This window comes from Curtobacterium sp. VKM Ac-2922 (assembly GCF_022815645.1).
Lineage (GTDB): Bacteria > Actinomycetota > Actinomycetes > Actinomycetales > Microbacteriaceae > Curtobacterium.
In genome coordinates this window covers 176,018-194,101 of record NZ_JALGRO010000009.1, presented here as the reverse complement: position 1 = coordinate 194,101, position 18,084 = coordinate 176,018, and the positions used below count along the sequence as shown (strand labels likewise).

The following is an 18,084-nucleotide window of genomic DNA, read 5'->3' as shown; positions in this document are numbered from 1 at the left end:
CGGGGGGGGGGGGTGCCCGGGGGCCCCGCGCCTCCTGTCCGTCAGTCAGCCGGTTTCCGGTCGGCGTCCCAGACCAGGTCCTGCGCATTCCCCGCATGCCGCGCGCCGTCTTTCGTCGTCCAGCGCAGCTGCACCTGACGCAGGTCCATCGCCGCGCCCGATCGCGACGCCGGCCACCAGAGCGACCAGATGCCGTCGTCGACCGCAGTCGCTGTGGCCGGCCGGCCGGGCACGGTCACGGTGAGCGCCGTGACGTCCGAGCCCGCTTGCCCGTAGGCACTCATCGTCCCGGTGTCGTCGTCGCCGTGTTGCTGGAACGTCTCCAGCTCGACCCGGTCAGCACTGATTGCCGGAAGGGGGTTCTTCGTCGTGTCGATGAGCTCGACCGTGACCACGCCTGACGCGTCGGCGAGGCACCAGACCCGTCTGCCCTGGGTGCTGCTCGCGGCGATGAGACTGGTCACCGACCCGCGCTGCTCGACGTTGGTGATGGTCGTGTCGGCGCGGGTCGCCGCAGGTGTGGTCGTGTCGCTGGGCCGCTCGAGGCACTGCAACGCAAGCCCGTGCACGTCGACCCGACTGGGGACAGTTGACGGCGTGGGCGTCCAGCTTCCGATGTCCGCACTGGTGAGCGACGGGTTGGTGTGCGAGCCGCCCAGGACGTGCACCAGATCCGTGAGCGGCCCCCCGTTCACCATCGCGACACCGCCGACCGCGGCCGTCGCCGTGATCGCGCCGACGAGGACCCACGTGCGGACACGACGTGGCCCGGAGCGTGACGAGCCGAGGGTGGTGACGGCCAGCGCTGGCGGGCTCGCGATGATCTGGCGGAGCAGTCGCTCCGCTCGGTCAGCCTCCGCCGGGGTGAGCGACCTGGCCGGGTCGGGGTCGTGGCGGCGCAGGGTCTCGAGGACGTCAGACATGGGTGTCGGCTCCGTTCGTGGCGGTGGATGTGGATGTGGATGTGGACGTGGAATGGTTGCTGGTCGGTGCCGGACGGTCGGTCGGGCGCTGAGAGCCAGACGCGTCCGCATCCGCGGCGGCGAGCAGGGTCGCCAGCCGCCGGCGTGCCCGAGACGAGCGCATCGAGCACGCGGCGCGGGAGATGCCGATGACGGCTGCCGACTGTGCGGCGGTCATGCCCTCCCACGCCTGCAGCGCCAGGACCTCACGATCGAGCGGATCGAGGTGACGCCAGGCCTCCGTCAGACGCTGCCGTTCGCCGAGGAGTACCGCCGGGTCGCGGACGACGTCGATCGCCGCGTCCTGCGCGAGCTGCACGTGCAGTGCTGAGCGTCGTCCTGCTGCACGCGCTGCGTTGAGCATCGTGTTGCGAGCGGTCCGGTAGAGCCAAGGGAGCGGCGCGACGGCCAGTTCGTCCTGCTTGCGCCAAGCGGTCGTGAACGTCACGGCGACGATGTCGTCGACTTCGGCGAGCGCTGCCCGACGCCTGACGAAGCGCAGGACGGCCGGGTAGTGCTCACGGTAGAGCGCTGTGAAATCGGGGGCCAAGGGGGGTTCCTTTCGGTCGTTCACCTGTTTGTGTCCGGCCGACGGCGATGTGCAACGTGGCGTGTCGGAGTCCGTCTGACCATCCGGGTCGTGGGCGACCAGGTTCAGGGTCACGAACGACGGCCGACCCCGCCCCGCAAATCCGGCCCACAACCGTCGGGAACGAGCCACCGGCCGGACATGGCCAGATGTGTGGGATGCCTGGCCTGTCGACTGGTGCGCCCGCTGGCCCGCCCGAGCGATCGTGGCCATGGTCGATCACCGCGGCACCGTGCCCGGAGAGACCACCAGCGGAAGTGGACCACCATGCGCACGACCATCGCAGGCATCACCATCCCGGACTCGACCCTCGCCGCCGAGGCCACGCAACTGGTCCGGGACACCACGCCGGACCTGTTGTTCCACCACTCCAGCCGTGTCTTCCTGTTCGGCAGCCTGCAGGCCGAGGCGCTCGGCATCGCTCCGGACCCGGAGCTGCTGTACGTGGCCGCGCTCTTCCACGACCTCGGACTCGTGCCCCAGTACCAGGACATGACCCAGCGTTTCGAGATTGACGGCGCCGACCATGCGCGAGACTTCCTCCGCCGACAGGGTCGGGGCTACGCTGATGCGTTGACGGTATGGACGGCCATCGCCCTGCACACGACTCCAGAGGTGCCATACCACCTGGCGCCGGAGATCGCGGCGACCACCGCGGGCGTGGAGACAGACGTGCTCGGCCTGCACCTCGACCGCATCCCCGAAACACACATCCACGAAGTCACGGCTGCGCACCCGCGTCCCGACTTCAAGCGGCAGATCCTTTCGGCCTTCAACGACGGTTTCCAGCACCGCCCGGACACGACCTTCGGCACCGTGAACGCCGACGTCCTCGAGTACTTCGACAGCGGCTTCCGCCACGTCGACTTCGTGGACGTCATCACGAACTCCGCCTGGGCCGACTGACCGCCGCCGCGAGAGTGCCGTGACGACCACGTGGTCGGGCGGGCGTGCGAGGATGACCCTCCTGCTGCACAGACCGGGCAGCCCGAACGAGCCGACGACAGCGCGAGAACGGAGTGTCCGGAGATGACCGACCACCACGGCACGTCCCGCCGTCACCGCGTCGGGATCCTGGTCTTCGACGGCATCAAGATGCTGGACGTCTCCGGACCTGCCGAGGTCTTCGCGGAGGCGAACGCGTTCGGTGCTCGGTACGACGTGGTGATCGTCTCGCCCGACGGCAGGCCGGTCAGCACGTCGATCGGCATCGAGCTGCCGGTGGCGGCGGCCGCAGCGGACCTGGACCGCGTCGACACGGTCCTGGTCTCCGGAGGGGACGTCTTCCCGACTGCACCCGTCAGCGACGAGCTCCGGAAGGCGACGCGCCTGCTCGCCGAGACGACGGACCGCTTGGCCTCGATCTGCACGGGTGCATTCGTCCTGGGGGCAGCCGGACTGTTGCACGGACGGCGGGCGACGACCCACTGGCGACACACGCAGCTGCTCGCGTCGCTCTACCCTGACGTTGACGTGCAGCCCGATTCGATCTACGTCCGTGACGGGCAGGTGTACACCTCGGCCGGGGTGTCCGCGGGGATCGATCTGGCACTGGCGATGGTGGAGGACGACCTGGGGTCCGACCTGGCTCGGCGGGTGGCGCAGTCCCTCGTCGTGTTCATGCAGCGGTCCGGCGGCCAGTCGCAGTTCTCGGCGTCGTTACAGGGTCCGGCTCCGCGCTCGTCCGCGCTCCGTGACGTGACCGACCTGGTGAAGAGCGACCCTGCTCGGGAGTACTCGGTCGGCATCATGGCGGAGCTGGCGAGCATGAGCGTGCGCCAACTGAACCGGGTCTTCCGCGTCGAGCTTGCGACGACTCCGTCGAAGTTCGTCGAGAGCATCCGCCTGGACGCCGCGAAGGCCGCCTTGGCCTCTGGGTACTCGGTCACCGAGACGGCACAACGGTCCGGCTTCGGCAATCCCGAGACGCTCCGACGGATCTTCGTCGCGCGCGTCGGTGTCCCGCCGACCACGTACCAGCAGCGGTTCGCGACTGCCAAGCGCAGCTGACCCGGACTTCCTGTTTGTCCTGCCACCGGACTGACACACGGCTGCCGCGGTCGCGCCACGCCCACCCGGCAGGGTCGGAGCATGACCACGAAGCGAACGCGCATGATCCTGCCGGCCATCGGTGTCGCCGCCCTGACGGTCTTGCTGACCGGGTGCTCCGGCGCCGATGCCGGCGCGCAGCCGACGACCACACCGCCCGCAACCGCCACCACCGCAGCGAGCACGCCGACCCGCACTCCCACTGCCACCCCGACGGCCGGCCATTCAACTGCGGCAGCGCCGACGACGGCGACGCGGGGCTCGACGTCGTCCAGCGCCCAGGGCGGCTCGTCGTCCGGCGGGTCCTCGACCACCGGGCGGTGCGCCACGTCGCAGCTGTCCGGCTCCGTCGCCGACGGCGGCCCGGCGACGGCGGGTGCGCAGCCCGTCGCGATCATCCTGCACAACACCTCGACCGCGACCTGCACCCTGCAGGGGTGGCCCGGGATCTCGTTCGTCGGCGGCGGCAACGGCACCCAGATCGGCACTGCGGCCACCCTGGACCGATCGACGCCCCACACCACGCAGACGCTCCGCCCGGGTGGCGAGGTGCAGGCGATCGTCACCGTCGCGCACGCCGGCAACTGGGACTCCGCCACCTGCGAGCCGCGCGTGATCGACGGCTTCCGTGTCATCCCGCCGGGGTCGCGCCAGGCGCTGTTCGTCGGCGCGTCGGGGTCCACGTTCGAGGCGTGCGCGTCCACCGGCGTGCACCAGCTCAGGACGAGCGCGCTCGCGTCGTTCTGACGCCGGGCGATGCTCTGACCCGGTGATGCGACGGACGGGCGGGGGGGCGCGGGCCCCGCGGCCCCCGCGCCTCCCGTCCGTCGCGTCCACGTCAGTGACTGTCGGAGAGCCCGCCGCCCAGGAACGTGGACTGCGCCGTGTCGTCGGTGAGCCCGCAGTTGTAGATCGCCCACGGATCGGTGTGCCCGTCGTTGAACGTGAACGGGTAGACGAGCTGGTAGTGGCCGTCTGCTGCCGTGTACCCGGAGGGGTTCGCCGTGAAGGTCAGCGTGACACCGGCGTCCTCTGCGCCCTTGCTGCACTCCTGGTAGACGTGCTGCGCGAGCGTCGGGACAGCGGCCGGGGCCGCCGGTGCCGCAGTCGGCGTCGGTGCGGACACGGGAGTCGGGGTCGGCGGCGTGCTGGGGCGCGCCGTCACCGGGTCTGCCGCCGCGGTCGCCGTCGGGGTCGCGCTGTCGGCGTTGGAGGCGGTCGGTCCGGAGACTGCCGCGGTCGTCGTGGCGCAGCCGGCCAACGCCGCGAGCAGCGCCACGGCGGACAGTGCGGTCAGTGTGCGAGTGGTGCGGTGCATGGCGGCCCTCCGGTGATCGAGACGAGATGTGCTCACTTGGGGATGTCGGACCGCGGCGGATCCTGACAACCAGTCGTCAAGTGATCGTCCCTCGGCGGACCCGGATCAGCGAGTGCCGCGACCACCGGTGATCGGGTCGTCGTCCCACGGCACCGGGGTCGTCGTGCCGGACTCCCAGTCCGCGCGGAGCATGCCGTACCCGACCGAGGCGAGCGCGGGACCGCCCTCGACCGGCCATCCCGCTCGGTAGTGCGCCTCCTTCACCCACCCGGCGCCGAGGAACGTGCGCCGCATCGCGGTGTTGTCCTCGCGCGTCTGCCCCTCGAACCGCTCCGCGTCGACCATGGTCCGGAACACGTGGTCGGTGGTCGCTCGGAGCGCGGGCACCCCGAGACCGCGGCCACGATGCGTGCCCGAGATGCGCAGGTCGAACAGCGGCACGGGGTCGGCGAGGTCCTCCAACCGGACCACACCGAACCGGCCGTGCTCGTCGGAGTCGAGCCAGAACGAGTCGTGGTCGTCGTCGCGCCAGGCACCGTCGTCGATCGCCCGCTGGGCATCCTCGACGCTGATCGTGCGCCGGACGTGGAACGGGAACTCCTCGGTCGTCAGGAACGCGACCAGCGCGTGCCGGTCCGCGCCGGCCGGGTCCATCCGGGTGAGCTGCACGGTCATCCCGCCACGGTAGCGAAGCCGTTCCGGTCGTCTCGGTGCAGGGGACGGCGACGGCGGACCGCGTGCGAGGATCGTGGGATGGGGGAGACGATCGTGGTGCCGGCGCAGAGCGTGGAACACATCACGCGGGAGTCACAGGGGTGGGTCGTGGTCGCGCGGTCGTTCGGCGCGCACCTGGATGCGGCGCGCATCGACCGCCCGCGATTCCGACAGCTCGTCGCCGACGCGGTCTGCACCGTCCGCGAGCTCGGGCCGGCAGACGTCGACGCCGTGCTCCGGCTCGACCGCGCGACGATCGGGGACTACCCCGGCAGCGTGGCGACCCAGCACACGCCGCTCGACCAGCGGAGTGCGACGCCGTCGGCCTCCCGGCGGGCGTTCGGCGCCGTCGAGGCGGACGGCGAGCTCGTCGCGATGACGTACGTCGACGTCGACGTCGATCAGACGCGTCGGCGGGCTGAAACGGACTTCACGGTGGTGCATCGCGACTGGCGCGGGCGGGGCCTGGGGACGGCCGTCAAGGCGGCGTCACTGCTTGCGCTCCTGGACGACGGCGTGGTCCGGTTCCGCACGGGAGGATCGATGGACAACGCCGCGATCCTGGCTGCGGGCGACACGCTCGGGTACGTCCGCGACGAGGAGTGGGTCACGCTCGAGGACCACGCGACCTGACGTCAGGCCCGGGCGTCGATCGTGTCCTGCGCCGGCTCGCCAGCGGCGGCACCACGGCTGTCCCGCAGCGCGACCCGTGCCAGCACGAGCGTCGGCACGACGGTCAGCGCCACGATCACCGCGCCGATGAGCGCCGGCCCCGCGACCCCGAGTGCGCCGAGCGTCGCGCCGGCGATCGCGGTGCCCACCGCGGTGCCGAGGTTGAACGACGACACCGTGAACGCCGACCCGAGCGTCGCGGCTGACCCGGCAGCGCGGACCGCCAGGTGGATGAGCACGCCGTTCGCGCTGAGGCCGAACAGCCCGAGCACGACCATGAGCGCCGTCGTCACCCACGGCAGCCCGGACACGGTCCCGATGCCCAGCAGCAGCACCGTGCTGACCGCAGGCGTGATGACGGTCACCAGGTGCGGGTGCCGGTCGCCCAGCCGGCCGCCGAGCACTGTGCCGACGAAGGAGCCGACACCGAAGCCGGTGAGGACGAGCGGTACGGCGGCCGAGGTGACTCCGGCCTGGTCGGTGAGCAGCGGCGCGATGTACGAGTAGGCCGCCACCACACCACCGGACGTCGTCGCGCAGGCGGCCAGCACGAGCCACAACCGCCCCGACCGCAGCCCGGCGAACTGCCCACGGATCGACACCGTGCCCGTCACGCGGCTGTGCGGCACGAACCGGGCGACCAGCACCGCAGCCACGACGGCGGCTGCGGCGATGGCCCAGAACGTCCCGCGCCACCCGAGCAGCTGCGCGAGCACCGCGCCGACCGGCACGCCGATGACGGTGCCGAGCGACCCGCCCGCTCCGACGATCCCCTGAGCGCGTGAACCGAGCCCAGGGCCGGCGGCGTCCGAGGCCACCACGGCGGAGACCGCCCAGAACGCCCCGGCAGCCAGTGCCGTCAGGAACCGGGCGGCGAGCAGCGTGCCGAAGTGCGACCCGGTCGCGACGACGACGTGGCCGATGACGAACACCACCAGGGCGAGCACGAGCGTCAGGCGCTTCGGCATCCGCAGGGTCAGCAGCGTCATCGTCGGACTGCCGACGATCATCCCGACGGCGAACACCGTGATCAGCAGACCGGTGTGCGCCAACGAGATCCGCAGGTCGCCGGCGATCTCGGGCAGGATCCCAGCCACGACGAACTCCGACGTGATCATCAGGAACGTGCCGAGCGCCAGGACGTAGACCAGGAACGGCAGCCGCGTCACGACTGCGCCCCGGTGACGGCCTCGGTCCGACTCCAGTTCGCCAGCAGCTGCAGGGCCTCGGCGTTCCGCGATCCCGGCTCGGCGGTGTACACGAGCAGGTTCAGACCGGCACCCTCGATCGGCGCCAGGTTCTCGAAGGACAGCTCGACGTCGCCGACCAGCGGGTGCCGGAACGTCTTCAGCCCGGAGCCGTGCAGCCGGACGTCGTGCTTGGCCCACTTCGCCCGGAAGTCGTCGCTGCGGGTGCTGAGCTCACCGATCAGCTCCTGCAACCCCTTGTCGTGCGGGTTCTGCCCCGACGCAGTCCGCAGCATCGCGACCGAGGTGTCGGCAGCGCCGTCCCAGTCCGTGTAGAAGCGGCGCGAACGGTCCTGGTGCAGGAAGTTGAAGCGCGCGAAGTTCGGCTGGTCCGGTTCGGCCGCGAACACGTCCGCGTACAGCGCCCGGCACAGCGGGTTCGCGGCGACGATGTCCAGCCGGCCGTTCTGCACGAAGGCGACGGCGTCGGTGATCGCGTCCACGACGAACCGCATCGACGGGCGCAGGGCAGCAGCACCGGACGCCGCACGACGCTGGCGGACCGGCGAGCTGTTCGCCGTCCGAGCCAGGTCGAACAGGTGCGCGCGTTCGGACTCGTCGAACCGCAGCGCTGCGGCGATCGCCTCGAGGACGACGTCCGTGACCCCGCCCAGTTCGCCGCGCTCGATGCGGGCGTAGTACTCCACGCTGACACCGGCGAGCATCGCGACCTCGCCGCGACGCAGCCCCGGCACGCGTCGTCCGGGGCCGCCGGGCAGGTCGACCTGTTCCGGTCGCACCCGGGCGCGACGCGACGTCAGGAAGTCGCGGACCTCTGGGTTGTTCGTCATGCCACCGACCGTAGGCCCGATGCGGGTCCGGAAGGGTGCCACGACGGGGAACCCCAGCACCCGCTGGCGCACTCCTACCGTGGACGCATGACCCCTTCCCGTCACGCTCGGACCCTGTCCGCCCTGTCCGTGGCCGCCGCATCGATCGCTGTCGCCGGGTGCTCGACCGCGAGCGGTTCGTCGCCGAGTGATCCCGCCACCGGTGCGCCGTCCTCGAGCGCGTCACGGAGCGGCAGCGCGGCTCCCGAGCCAGGAGGCACCACCCCGATCCGCCTGACGATCGGCGGCACGACCACCACCGGCACGCTGGCCGACAACCCGACCGCGCGCGACCTGGTCTCGCGACTGCCGGTGACCCTGCGGTTCGGCCCCCACGACGACCTCGAGAAGACCAGCCACCTCGACACCCCGCTCGACACGACCGGTGCCCCCGAGCGCGGGGATCCCGAGCCGGGCGACATCGGCTACTACGCACCCCAGGCCGACCTGGTGCTCTACAACGGCGACGTCGGAGCGTTCCCCGGCATCATCCGGATCGGCACCTTCGACGGCCCCACCGACCTGGTCGCGGACCAGCAGGGCACGTTCTCGGTCCGTATCGAACGCGACCGGTGATCGGGTCGCGCTGACCACCGGACAGGAGGACCGGTGCCAGCTGGCACCGCGCCTCCTGTCCGTCAGCTGGTCGCGGTCAGCGGCCGCTGCCGGACCCCGACAGTGCGCGCGCGTAGTCGACCGTCGGCAGCGCCGTGAACCCGAGCGACTCGTAGAGCGCTCGGGCCGGTGCGTGGAAGTCGTCGCCACCGGTGCCGATGTGGACGACCTCGACGCCGCGCTCCTGCAGGCGGTCGATGACGGTCGCGCACAGCGTCCGTGCCACACCGGTGCGCCGAGCTGCGGGATGGACGGCGACCATCTCGAATCGCCCGGAGGTGCTGTCGATGACGTCCCATCCGACGAACCCGGCGATGCGACCGTCGACCTCGGCGAGCGTGATGAAGCGCTCGTGTTCGGGGTCGAGCAGGGACGGGACCTCCGCCCGGTAGTCGTCCTCCCACTGCCCGTGGTCGTGCCGGGTGACCTCGGGACGGAGTTCCAGGAGCGATCCCGTGAAGAGCGGCCGGAAGACCTCGATCGTCAGGTCGACGAGCGCTGGCAGATCGGACGTCGTGCTGTCGCGGACGTGCATGGGGGTGTGCCTTTCGTGAGCATGCTGAAGGAGTCCTCCCGGCGGGGTCGTGGGGAGGGTGTGCGGCCGGGACGGCCGTTCCCTCAGCGGCGGGTGCGCCAGCTCGCGAAGCAGTCCATGCTGAGGACGGTACCGCCGTCCTCGACGCCACGGAAGGACTCGACGCGATGCGACCGTTGATCCTGACCGGGGGTCCCGCCGTCGGGAAGACGACCTGCGGGAGTGCCCTGGCCCTCGAACGTGAGCGCGCCGCGTTCATCGACGCCGACGACGTGCGACAGTTCGTCGTCGCGGGCGATGCGCCGCTCTGGTCCGGGGACGAGGGCCGCGCGCAGCACCTGCTGGCGACGGAGAACGTCAGCGCCGTCGCGCGGAACCTGCTCAGGGACGGGTTCGACGTCGTGGTGGCGGACGTCGTGACGCATGCAACGCTCCCGCGCTACCGGAGCGCTCTGCCGGGGTGCCTCGTCGTCCACTTGGCCATCACGCTCGACGCTGCCCGCGAGCGTGCGGCGACCAGGCCGGTGTACCTGACGGACGACGAGTTCACGCTGCTGCACCGGATGACGGCTGCGCCGCCGCCCGTCGACGTGGTGCTCGACGTCGGGGCCCTCAGCGTCGACCAACAGCTGGACCGCGTCCGCGCGGTGTGGCTCAGCGCCTGAGGGCGGTCGGGTCAGGCGGCGCGCTGGCGGAACCAGCGCACCAGCTGACGGACCGCGGGAACCGCGGACATCGCGTCGCCGTCGTGCGCATCGAGGTCGTCGAACGTCGCGCGGTACCCCGGCACGTCCTCGAGCTCCTGCTCGGACGGGAAGCCCATCGTCCACTCTGGGAACTCTCGGTCCTGGATGACCTCCTCCAGCAGCACGGTGACCTTGGTGTGCCGGGGGTCGTCGCGGATGGTGCGCATCTTCTGCCGGACCTGGGCGTCAGGCCCCTCGAGCACCTGCAGGAAGTAGCCGTTCCGGAACAGCAGCATGCCGGTGATGCCGGTGTGCTCGTTCGACGCACGGCTCTGCGTGAGCAGCGCGGTCAGGTCGGCGGGTTCGAGGGTGCTCGTGGCGACGCTGGAGTAGGTCAGGGACAGCATGCGGCCCATCGAACACCGTCCGTCCAGTGCGACGCCCGGTGCAGGACGATCCCCGCACGCGGCGTCCGCGCGGTGTCAGCTGCCGCTCGTGACGGGCACCCGGTGCGCGGAGCCGGCCGCGGTCACCGAGCCGGTCAGCGGCGGTCGGCCGCGGCGGACGAGTGCTCCGGGTCGACGATGGTGCGGACGGCCTCGGTCGAGATCCGTTCTCCGGCAGCACCGGGGGTGGACTCGGTGTCGGTCGGTGTGCCGTGGTCGTCGGCCGACATGGTGCGCTCGTCGAACGGTGCCGTCCCGGACAGCACGCGCTCGACCTGGTCCTTGTCGATCTGCCGGGTCCACGTGCCGACCAGCACCGTGGCGACCGCGTTGCCGGTGAAGTTCGTCAGCGCCCGTGCCTCGGACATGAACCGGTCGATGCCGACGATCAGGCCGACGCCGTTGACCAGGTCCGGGCGGTGCGCCTGCAGGCCGCCGGCCAAGGTCGCGAGTCCGGCCCCGGTGACGCCGGCGGCACCCTTCGAGGCGATGATCATGAAGACCAGCAGCGAGATCTGCTCGGGGATGTTCAGCGGTGTGCCGAGGGCGTTCGCGATGAACAGCGAGGACATCGTCAGGTAGATGGCCGTGCCGTCGAGGTTGAACGAGTAGCCGGTCGGGACGGTGACGCCGACGACGGGCTTCGAGACGCCCAGGTGCTCCATCTTCGCGATGAGCCGGGGCAGGCTGACCTCGCTCGAGGACGTCGACACGATCAGCAGGTACTCGCGGCCCAGGTACTTCATGAGCCGGAAGATGTTCACGCCGGTGACGACCCGCAGCAGCGTGCCGAGCACCCCGACGACGAACACGATGCAGGTGATGTAGAAAGCGATCATCAGCGTGCCGAGGGCGACGAGGGCCGAGACCCCGGTGGCGCCGACCACGGCCGCGATCGCGCCGAACGCACCGACCGGAGCGACCCACATCACCATCGCCAGGATGCGGAACACCAGCGCCTGCAGGTGGCGCACACCGGTCAGGATCGGTGCAGCCTTGGGACCCATCGCCTGGAGCGCGAACCCGACCAGCAGCGCGACGAACAGTGTCTGCAGGATGCTGCCGCTGGTCAGCGAGGACACCAGCGTCGCGGGGATGATCCCGAGCAGGAAGCCGCTCGTCGAGGACGCGTCCTCGCTCGTGCCGGCCGGCAGCTCGTACTGCGCGTTCGACATCTCCAGGTGGTCGCCGGGGTGGATGAGGTTGCCGACGACCAGCCCGATCGCGAGCGCGAAGGTCGACATCACGACGAAGTACCCGAGCGCGAGGCCGCCGACCTTGCCGACCGTCGCTGCCTTGGCGATCGAGCCGACGCCGAGCACGATCGTGCAGAAGATCACCGGCGCGATCATCATCTTGATCAGCGCGATGAAGCCGTCGCCGATGGGCTTGAGCCCGACGGCGAACGTCGGCGCGGTGAGTCCCACGACGATGCCGGCAGCGACCGCCACGATGACGGCGATGTACAGCCAGTGCGAGCGGTCCAGCCGGCGGCGCCGACCGGGCCGTGCGGGGGACGAGTGCATCGATGCCATGAGACTTCCTTGTCGTCAGGACCGGGGCTGCGTCGCTCCGGTCGGCTCGTGCTCTTCGGGAGCGCGCCCACCTTCGCGCGGATCGGTCCTGTTCCGTGACTTGCGTTCATTGCGTTCACGGATCGCAGCAGGAACGTCCGTCATGCACGAGGATGGTGGTCCCGCAACGGAGCGAGGAGGGTCGCACAGTGGCACCGAGACGATGGAGCATCGCCAGACGGCTCTTCGCGCTGCAACTGCTGTTCGTCGTCGTCGGGGTGGCGGTCGGCGGGGCCTGGAGCTGGCACTCGGCCCGCGCGGACCTCGCGGCGGATGCTGCCGACCGGTCCACCGTCGTCGCGGTCGCGATCGCCCGCAACCCGTTCGTGGTCGACCAGGTCGAGGGCAGCGACCCGTCCGCCCGGCTCGAGCCCTACGCGCTCGACCTGATGCGGACGACGCACACGGACTTCATCACGATCATGGCGCCGGACCGCACCCGGTACACGCACCCGGACCGCTCCGAGATCGGTCGGCCGTTCCAGGGAACGATCGCACCCGCGCTTGCGGGTCGGACCTTCACCGAGACGTTCGCCGGCACGCTCGGGCCCTCGGTCCGCGCGGTGACACCGATCACCGACTCGGACGGCCGGGTGGTCGGGCTGGTCGCGGCCGGGGTCACGGTCGCGAACATCGGCGCCGCGCTGGTGCCCCGTCTGGTGTCCGTGATCGCCCTGGCCCTGGCGATCGTCGCGGTGTCGGCGCTGTTCTCGTGGCTGCTCAGCCGGTACCTCAACCGGGTGACCGCGGGACGTGGCCCCGAAGAACTCGCCCGGGTGTTCGCGTCGTACGAGGGCGTGTTGCACTCCGTCCACGAGGGACTCGTCGTGATCGACCGAGCCGGCCAGGTCGTGCTGTACAACGACCGGGCCGCCGAGCTGCTGCACCTGCCGGAGCCCGCCGATCCCCAGCAGCCGATCCCGGCCGCCTCGCTCGACGTCCCCGAGGGGCTCCGCGACGTCCTCGGTTCCGGCGACCGTGCCGTCGACGAGACCCACGTGTCGACGGACCGCGTGCTCGTGGTCAACCAGGAGATGGCGTTCGCGCGCGGGTCCGCCCGACCGATCGGCACGGTGGCGACGATCCGCGACCACACCGAGCTGCTGCACCTGTCCGGCGAGCTCGCCGCCACACGGACCCTCACCGACGCCCTGCGGTCGCAGACGCACGAGTTCGCCAACCGGATGCACGCCGTCGTGGCGCTCATGGAGCTCGGACGTGTGGACGAGGCGATCCGGTTCGCGTCCGACGAGATCGACCGGAACGGCGACACCGACCCCCGCGCGGACGCGAAAGCACGCGACCACACCGACGCCCACGTGGACGAGCGCCCCCACGCCGGCTCCCACATCGACGACGTCACCACCGCCGACGTCGTCGTCGCGGTCCTGCACGGCAAGCGCGCCCAGGCGCACGAGCGCGGGGTCGACCTGGCGATCGACACGACCGCCCTGCACGGCGCGCTGCCGATCGCCGCGGCGGACTTCATCACCGTGGTCGGCAACCTCATCGACAACGCCCTCGACGCCGTCACCGATCAGCAGCACCTGCCGACAGGGGGCCGCCCCGGCTCGCGCGTCACCGTCACGGTGGCGACGACGACGGACGGCGGCACCCGGCTCACGGTCGCAGACAACGGCCCGGGCATCGACGACGTCGACACGGCGTACGAACGCGGTTGGTCGACCAAGCCGGCGGGCCCGGAGGGCCGGGGGATCGGTCTCGACCTGGTGCGCGCGACGGTCACCCGGATCGGCGGCGACATCACCGTCGTCACCGGCCCCACGGGCAGCAGCTTCGTGGTCGACGTCGCGGCGAAGCAGGTGCCCGCATGACCGAGACGATCCGCGTGCTCATCGTCGAGGACGAGCCGCTCACGGCCGAGGCGCACGCCGCCTACGTGGCGCGACTCGAGGGGTTCACCGTGGTCGGGTCCGCGGCCACCGGACGTGCCATGCTGGCGGCGGTGCAGGCCGAACAGCCGGATCTCGTGTTGCTGGACTTCACCCTGCCCGATGCCCACGGCCTCCAGCTCGTCCGCGCCCTGCGGACCGCCGGGTCCGCCGTCGACGTGATCGCGGTGACCGCCGCGCACGACGCACGGGGCGTGAAGAACGCGATCGCGTTGGGCATCGTGCAGTACCTGGTCAAGCCGTTCAGCTACCGCACCTTCGCCGAGCGGTTGACGACCTACCGCGAGTTCCGGCGCGGCTTCGAGGACCGCCGGTCACTGTCGCAGGCCGACATCGACCAGCGCCTGGGCAGCCTGCGCTCGTCCGTGCCGTCGGAGCTGGCGAAGGGGATCGCGCGCGAGACCCTCGAGGCCGTGCAGGCGGTGCTGATGGCGTCCGCCGCTGGCGTCTCGGCGACCGAGGTGGCGGACGCGACGGGCACGTCGCGCGTGACGGCGCGGCGGTACCTCGAGCACCTGATCACCGCCGGGCAGGCCGACAAGGACGTCCGGCACAGCGGCCCCGGCCGCCCGGAGTACGAGTACCGCTGGCTGCGCTGACGCGCCGTCGGAAAGGAGGCCCGGCTCGGCTCCGGTGGGTGGGCACCTGTCCGGCTGGCTGCCGGCCTACAGGCCCTGCGCCGTGGAGGGCGCCCAGCTCCGGAACCGCGCGGCCAGCCGGTCACGCATCGACGAGTCGGCCACGATCACGTCGGCACCGCCGTCGTACGGGCAGTACACCCACGTGGCGTCCGGACCGGTCGCCACGAACTGCGCACGGTCGTCAGCCGCTGCCACCAGCAGTTCGGTGAGCGCGTCGACCGACGGCATGTCCTGCACCCACAAGTACCGACGCACGTCGTCATCCTCGTCGAGCCCCCAGTGGTCATCGGACCTGCGCCACGGCCAGCGGTCCGGCAAGGCCGACCGTGTCCAGCCGCTCTCGATGTCCTCTGCGCCGAAGTCCGCGGCGATGACGGTGGCCGATCCGCCTGGGGGCAGCAGCGCCTCCAGGACCGTGCGGTGCCGGCGGAGCACCTCGGCGTGTTCGTCCGCGGTGTCGGCGTACCGCTTGCCGTCGGGCAGGCTCCACACTCGGAACCAGCGGTCCTCGTGGCGCTGACGCAGGAGGTGTCCAAGCGGCGGGACGTGCCAGGCAGCGTCCCACCGTGCGCCGAGCTCCACCGCCCGGGCGCTGTCCTTGCCGCGACGGAACGATCCGCGCCTGGACAGCGCGCGGCGTACCGCCCCGACGGTCAGCACGGGGTCTCCGTCAGCGGCATCGTCCACGCGATCTCCCGATCCAGCTGCCCGGTCTCCGCGAACAGCCGCACCTGCTGCGTGTCAGCCAGCCTCGACGCCAGTTCGTCGCGGTCGGCGGGCACGAACCCGAGCGACTTCCAGAACGGACCCGACCGGCGCGAGAAGAGCCACGCGCGTTCCGCCCCACTCCGGGCGGCCTCGGCGAGGGCGAACCGTGCCAGCCGTGTTCCCGCGCCGGCGGCACGTGCGTCCTCGGCGACCGCGACGCTCCGCACGAGCACGTGCTGGCCATCGGCGCTCCGTTCGAAGCCGGTGCTGCCCGTGATCGCGCCGTCGGTTCCGTGCTCGACCCACACACGCAGGCCCGGGTCGTCGAGTCCCGCGATGGTCAGGTCCGCCAGCTGCAGGAAGGCCCGCAGCTCGTCGACGTCCGCCGGGTTCACCGGTTGCAGCGGACCAGCGCCCGTGGCGATGAGTCCGAACCGGCGGACCGCGACGCCGTCATGTCGGTCGGATGCCGTCCACGCCGAGGCGAAGCGCTCGAGCACGGCGACCGAGCCGGCGTTGTCGGCGAGGCACACCGCGACGACGGGGTCGATCCCGAGCGACGCTGCGCGGACGAGCACCTGCCGCACGGCCCACGAGGCCACGCCACGACCACGCGCCGACGGACGGATGCCGTAGCCCAGGTGGCCGTCGCGCTGGACACGAGGGTCGTGGGCGGCGCGCAGCGCGATGCCTCCCACGACCGTGTCGCCGTCGACGATCCACCACGTCGCGGTCGGGTCGCGCCGGAGCAGGTCGACCCAGCGGCGGAACCCCTGCTCCGAGTCGACGTCGTCCTCGGCCGCGATCCCGAAGCCGTCCTCGTGCAGGCCCGGACCCCACTCGCGGTGAGCGGCTAGCCACTGCTCGCGCAGGTCGGTTCGGGGTCGGACGAGTTCCAGCACGGTCATAGTCTCGCCTGGACCGTCATGCCGGGGCGATGGTCGTCAGCGTCGGACGGTGTAGGGCTCCGGAACGGTCTTCGCTGCGGATCACGGTCCAGCTCGCCGCGTGGCCTGTGGACGAGGTGACGAGCGTGTGATCGAGCGGCATGCCGAGGACGGGTGGCAGCGACGTCGGCCAGGTACCGATCCCGGCTGCATCGACTTCCGACGCTGCATCGGTGCACGACCCGAGTCGGCGCGTCGCGGTGAAGGCGTCGACCGAGGTGTTGAGGTCGCCGGACACCATGACCGCACGCCCTGGGCGACACTCGGACGCGATCCAGTCCAGGTCTCGCCGCCAACTGCGCAGACCGCTCGACAGGGGTTGGGAAGCGTGTACCGCGACCACCGTGGGGCGGCCAGCCGCGGTGAGGACGAGCGTACGGTCCGGGTCAGGTCCCGGCCGCTCGGTGTACCCGTGTGCCAGATCGGTCCGCATCAACACGACGACCTGCGCGCCGCTCCCGGCACGGAATAGACGCATCGGCGTGCCGTGCCTGCGCAGCACACCGACCACCCCGTCGGCAGCGTCGGCCCCGTCCGGCAGGACGATCACGTCGGCGTGCGCGACGGCAGCTGCGTTGGCGATGACATCAGCGCTGACGAGACCTCCGTTGGTGTTCCACTCGAACACCCGGATCGAGGCTTCGGGGCTGTCCGTCAGGCCAGCGTCGAGCCCGCGGAACCCGACGACTGCCCCACTCACGATGGTGAGCACGGTGAGGACGGCTGCGAGCGGTCTGATCACCCGACGCCTGCGCGGAGCGACGGCGAGCAGCAGGCCTGCCGTGACTGCGGTGATCGCGAGGCCTGCGGTGATCGCTCCGCGTGCCGGGACGAGCGCGGCGATGAGCGGCGCCCGGCCGAGGCCGATCCACGGTGCGACGACGATCATGCCGCCGAGCAAGGCCACCGTGACCGCGGGTCCCCGCGCCGCGGCTGCCGCTCGTCCGTGCCGGGTCGCCGGACGGGTCACGTGGTGTCCTGCGCGAGCGAGCGCGCGCGGTCCGGCGTGACACCGAGCAGCAGCAGGGTCGAGTGGACCGCAGCGCCGACGGTGACGGTGCGGTCAGCGCGGTCACCGTCAGCGATCGTGAACACCGCGGACCAGGCCAGCTGGCCGAGGACGTCGGCGGGCAGGTGGTCCCCGAAGTCGCCCGCTCGCTGGCCACGTTCGACGAGTTCGGTGAGCCGGGTCTCGATCGGTCGCAGGATCGCGTGGATGTCGGCACCGAACTCGCCACGGCGCAGCACGATGAGCACCCGGTACCGGTGCGCGACCGGCCACAGCCGACCGACGAAGTCTGCCCATGCCGCGTCGGCCGCCACCTCCGGCGGGTGGGACGTGGTCAGCACCCGAGCGATCTCGTCGACGGCGCGTCGGGCCAGGGCCGTCACCAGGTCCGCCCGGGTGGGGAAGTACCCGTAGACCGTGCGTCGCACCACTCCCGCCGCGGCAGCCACGTCGCCCATACCGGCATCCGGACGTGCCCCGAGCACGTCGATCGCCACGTCGAGGATGCGCTGTTCGGTCTCGGGCGCGCCCGGACCCGTGGTGCTGGGCGTCATGGACCCCATCATTGCACACGCCTGTGCAACGCACTACGCTGCACACCGGTGTGCAACCCGACACCGACCACCGCC

General features: G+C 71.4%; 21 protein-coding genes. 8 read left to right on the top strand and 13 right to left on the bottom strand.

What is annotated here, in order from left to right:
• Positions 1–41: 41 nt before the first annotated feature.
• Entirely contained in the window at positions 42–923 is an 882-nt protein-coding gene (locus MT346_RS12405) for a hypothetical protein (protein ID WP_243563382.1), read from the bottom strand.
• The gene (locus tag MT346_RS12400) at positions 916–1,512 is read right to left on the bottom strand and encodes an RNA polymerase sigma factor (protein ID WP_243563381.1); all 597 of its coding nucleotides are present in this window, start codon (positions 1,510–1,512) and stop codon (positions 916–918) included. Before MT346_RS12400 ends, MT346_RS12405 begins: the two co-directional genes overlap by 8 nt.
• A gap of 306 nt (positions 1,513–1,818) precedes the next feature.
• On the opposite strand from MT346_RS12400, the gene MT346_RS12395 reads away from it, so the two are divergent.
• The 3 genes from MT346_RS12395 to MT346_RS12385 all read left to right on the top strand — a co-directional run bounded on the left by MT346_RS12395 (position 1,819) and on the right by MT346_RS12385 (position 4,347).
• A complete protein-coding gene (locus tag MT346_RS12395) occupies positions 1,819–2,457 on the top strand; it encodes an HD domain-containing protein (RefSeq protein WP_243563380.1) in 639 nt (212 codons plus the stop codon).
• Positions 2,458–2,580: 123 nt separating this feature from the next.
• Positions 2,581–3,561 carry a GlxA family transcriptional regulator gene (locus tag MT346_RS12390; protein WP_243563379.1) on the top strand — a complete coding sequence of 327 codons (981 nt, stop codon included), beginning with the start codon at positions 2,581–2,583 and terminating at the stop codon, positions 3,559–3,561.
• Between the two features lie 81 nt (positions 3,562–3,642).
• Positions 3,643–4,347 (top strand): DUF4232 domain-containing protein, encoded by a 705-nt coding sequence (locus tag MT346_RS12385; RefSeq protein ID WP_243563378.1) that lies wholly within the window; start codon positions 3,643–3,645, stop codon positions 4,345–4,347.
• A gap of 91 nt (positions 4,348–4,438) precedes the next feature.
• Here MT346_RS12385 and MT346_RS12380 read toward each other — a convergent pair whose 3' ends face one another.
• On the bottom strand, positions 4,439–4,918 hold the full coding sequence (locus MT346_RS12380) for a hypothetical protein (protein ID WP_243563377.1): 480 nt from the start codon (positions 4,916–4,918) through the stop codon (positions 4,439–4,441).
• Between the two features lie 105 nt (positions 4,919–5,023).
• The gene (locus MT346_RS12375; protein ID WP_243563376.1) at positions 5,024–5,593 is read right to left on the bottom strand and encodes a GNAT family N-acetyltransferase; all 570 of its coding nucleotides are present in this window, start codon (positions 5,591–5,593) and stop codon (positions 5,024–5,026) included.
• Positions 5,594–5,671: 78 nt separating this feature from the next.
• Here MT346_RS12375 and MT346_RS12370 point away from each other — a divergent pair, with 78 nt between their 5' ends.
• Positions 5,672–6,265, top strand: coding sequence for a GNAT family N-acetyltransferase (locus tag MT346_RS12370; protein WP_243563375.1), 594 nt, complete (start codon positions 5,672–5,674; stop codon positions 6,263–6,265).
• A gap of 2 nt (positions 6,266–6,267) precedes the next feature.
• Here the strand turns inward: MT346_RS12370 and MT346_RS12365 are convergent, their stop codons facing one another.
• Both MT346_RS12365 and MT346_RS12360 read right to left on the bottom strand, forming a co-directional pair.
• Entirely contained in the window at positions 6,268–7,473 is a 1,206-nt protein-coding gene (locus MT346_RS12365; RefSeq protein ID WP_243563374.1) for an MFS transporter, read from the bottom strand.
• Positions 7,470–8,342: a helix-turn-helix transcriptional regulator gene (locus MT346_RS12360; protein WP_243563373.1), complete on the bottom strand. Its 873-nt coding sequence runs from the start codon at positions 8,340–8,342 to the stop codon at positions 7,470–7,472. Before MT346_RS12360 ends, MT346_RS12365 begins: the two co-directional genes overlap by 4 nt.
• An 87-nt stretch (positions 8,343–8,429) precedes the next feature.
• Here MT346_RS12360 and MT346_RS12355 point away from each other — a divergent pair, with 87 nt between their 5' ends.
• Positions 8,430–8,957, top strand: coding sequence for a cyclophilin-like fold protein (locus tag MT346_RS12355; protein ID WP_243563372.1), 528 nt, complete (start codon positions 8,430–8,432; stop codon positions 8,955–8,957).
• A gap of 76 nt (positions 8,958–9,033) precedes the next feature.
• On the opposite strand, the gene MT346_RS12350 is transcribed toward MT346_RS12355, so the two are convergent.
• Positions 9,034–9,531 carry a GNAT family N-acetyltransferase gene (locus tag MT346_RS12350; protein ID WP_243563371.1) on the bottom strand — a complete coding sequence of 166 codons (498 nt, stop codon included), beginning with the start codon at positions 9,529–9,531 and terminating at the stop codon, positions 9,034–9,036.
• Positions 9,532–9,698: 167 nt separating this feature from the next.
• Between MT346_RS12350 and MT346_RS12345 the strand changes: the two genes are divergently transcribed.
• On the top strand, positions 9,699–10,196 hold the full coding sequence (locus MT346_RS12345) for a hypothetical protein (protein ID WP_243563370.1): 498 nt from the start codon (positions 9,699–9,701) through the stop codon (positions 10,194–10,196).
• Between the two features lie 11 nt (positions 10,197–10,207).
• On the opposite strand, the gene MT346_RS12340 is transcribed toward MT346_RS12345, so the two are convergent.
• Positions 10,208–10,624, bottom strand: coding sequence for a BLUF domain-containing protein (locus tag MT346_RS12340; protein WP_243563369.1), 417 nt, complete (start codon positions 10,622–10,624; stop codon positions 10,208–10,210).
• Between the two features lie 134 nt (positions 10,625–10,758).
• Entirely contained in the window at positions 10,759–12,198 is a 1,440-nt protein-coding gene (locus MT346_RS12335; protein ID WP_279396995.1) for a cation:dicarboxylate symporter family transporter, read from the bottom strand.
• 188 nt (positions 12,199–12,386) lie between these two features.
• Between MT346_RS12335 and MT346_RS12330 the strand changes: the two genes are divergently transcribed.
• Complete coding sequence (locus tag MT346_RS12330; RefSeq protein WP_243563368.1) at positions 12,387–14,072, top strand: ATP-binding protein; 1,686 nt, start codon at positions 12,387–12,389, stop codon at positions 14,070–14,072.
• Entirely contained in the window at positions 14,069–14,749 is a 681-nt protein-coding gene (locus tag MT346_RS12325) for a response regulator (RefSeq protein ID WP_243563367.1), read from the top strand. The genes MT346_RS12330 and MT346_RS12325 overlap by 4 nt, the downstream gene beginning before the upstream one ends.
• 66 nt (positions 14,750–14,815) lie before the next feature.
• Here MT346_RS12325 and MT346_RS12320 read toward each other — a convergent pair whose 3' ends face one another.
• Genes MT346_RS12320 through MT346_RS12300 form a run of 4 tightly spaced genes read right to left on the bottom strand, consistent with a single transcriptional unit; the run spans position 14,816 to position 18,009 of the window.
• A complete protein-coding gene (locus MT346_RS12320) occupies positions 14,816–15,478 on the bottom strand; it encodes a hypothetical protein (RefSeq protein WP_243563366.1) in 663 nt (220 codons plus the stop codon).
• Positions 15,445–16,401 carry a GNAT family N-acetyltransferase gene (locus MT346_RS18440; RefSeq protein WP_308221899.1) on the bottom strand — a complete coding sequence of 319 codons (957 nt, stop codon included), beginning with the start codon at positions 16,399–16,401 and terminating at the stop codon, positions 15,445–15,447. Before MT346_RS18440 ends, MT346_RS12320 begins: the two co-directional genes overlap by 34 nt.
• Before the next feature lie 22 nt (positions 16,402–16,423).
• Positions 16,424–17,416 carry an endonuclease/exonuclease/phosphatase family protein gene (locus MT346_RS12305; protein ID WP_243563365.1) on the bottom strand — a complete coding sequence of 331 codons (993 nt, stop codon included), beginning with the start codon at positions 17,414–17,416 and terminating at the stop codon, positions 16,424–16,426.
• Complete coding sequence (locus MT346_RS12300) at positions 17,413–18,009, bottom strand: TetR/AcrR family transcriptional regulator (RefSeq protein ID WP_243563364.1); 597 nt, start codon at positions 18,007–18,009, stop codon at positions 17,413–17,415. Before MT346_RS12300 ends, MT346_RS12305 begins: the two co-directional genes overlap by 4 nt.
• Positions 18,010–18,084: the final 75 nt, after the last annotated feature.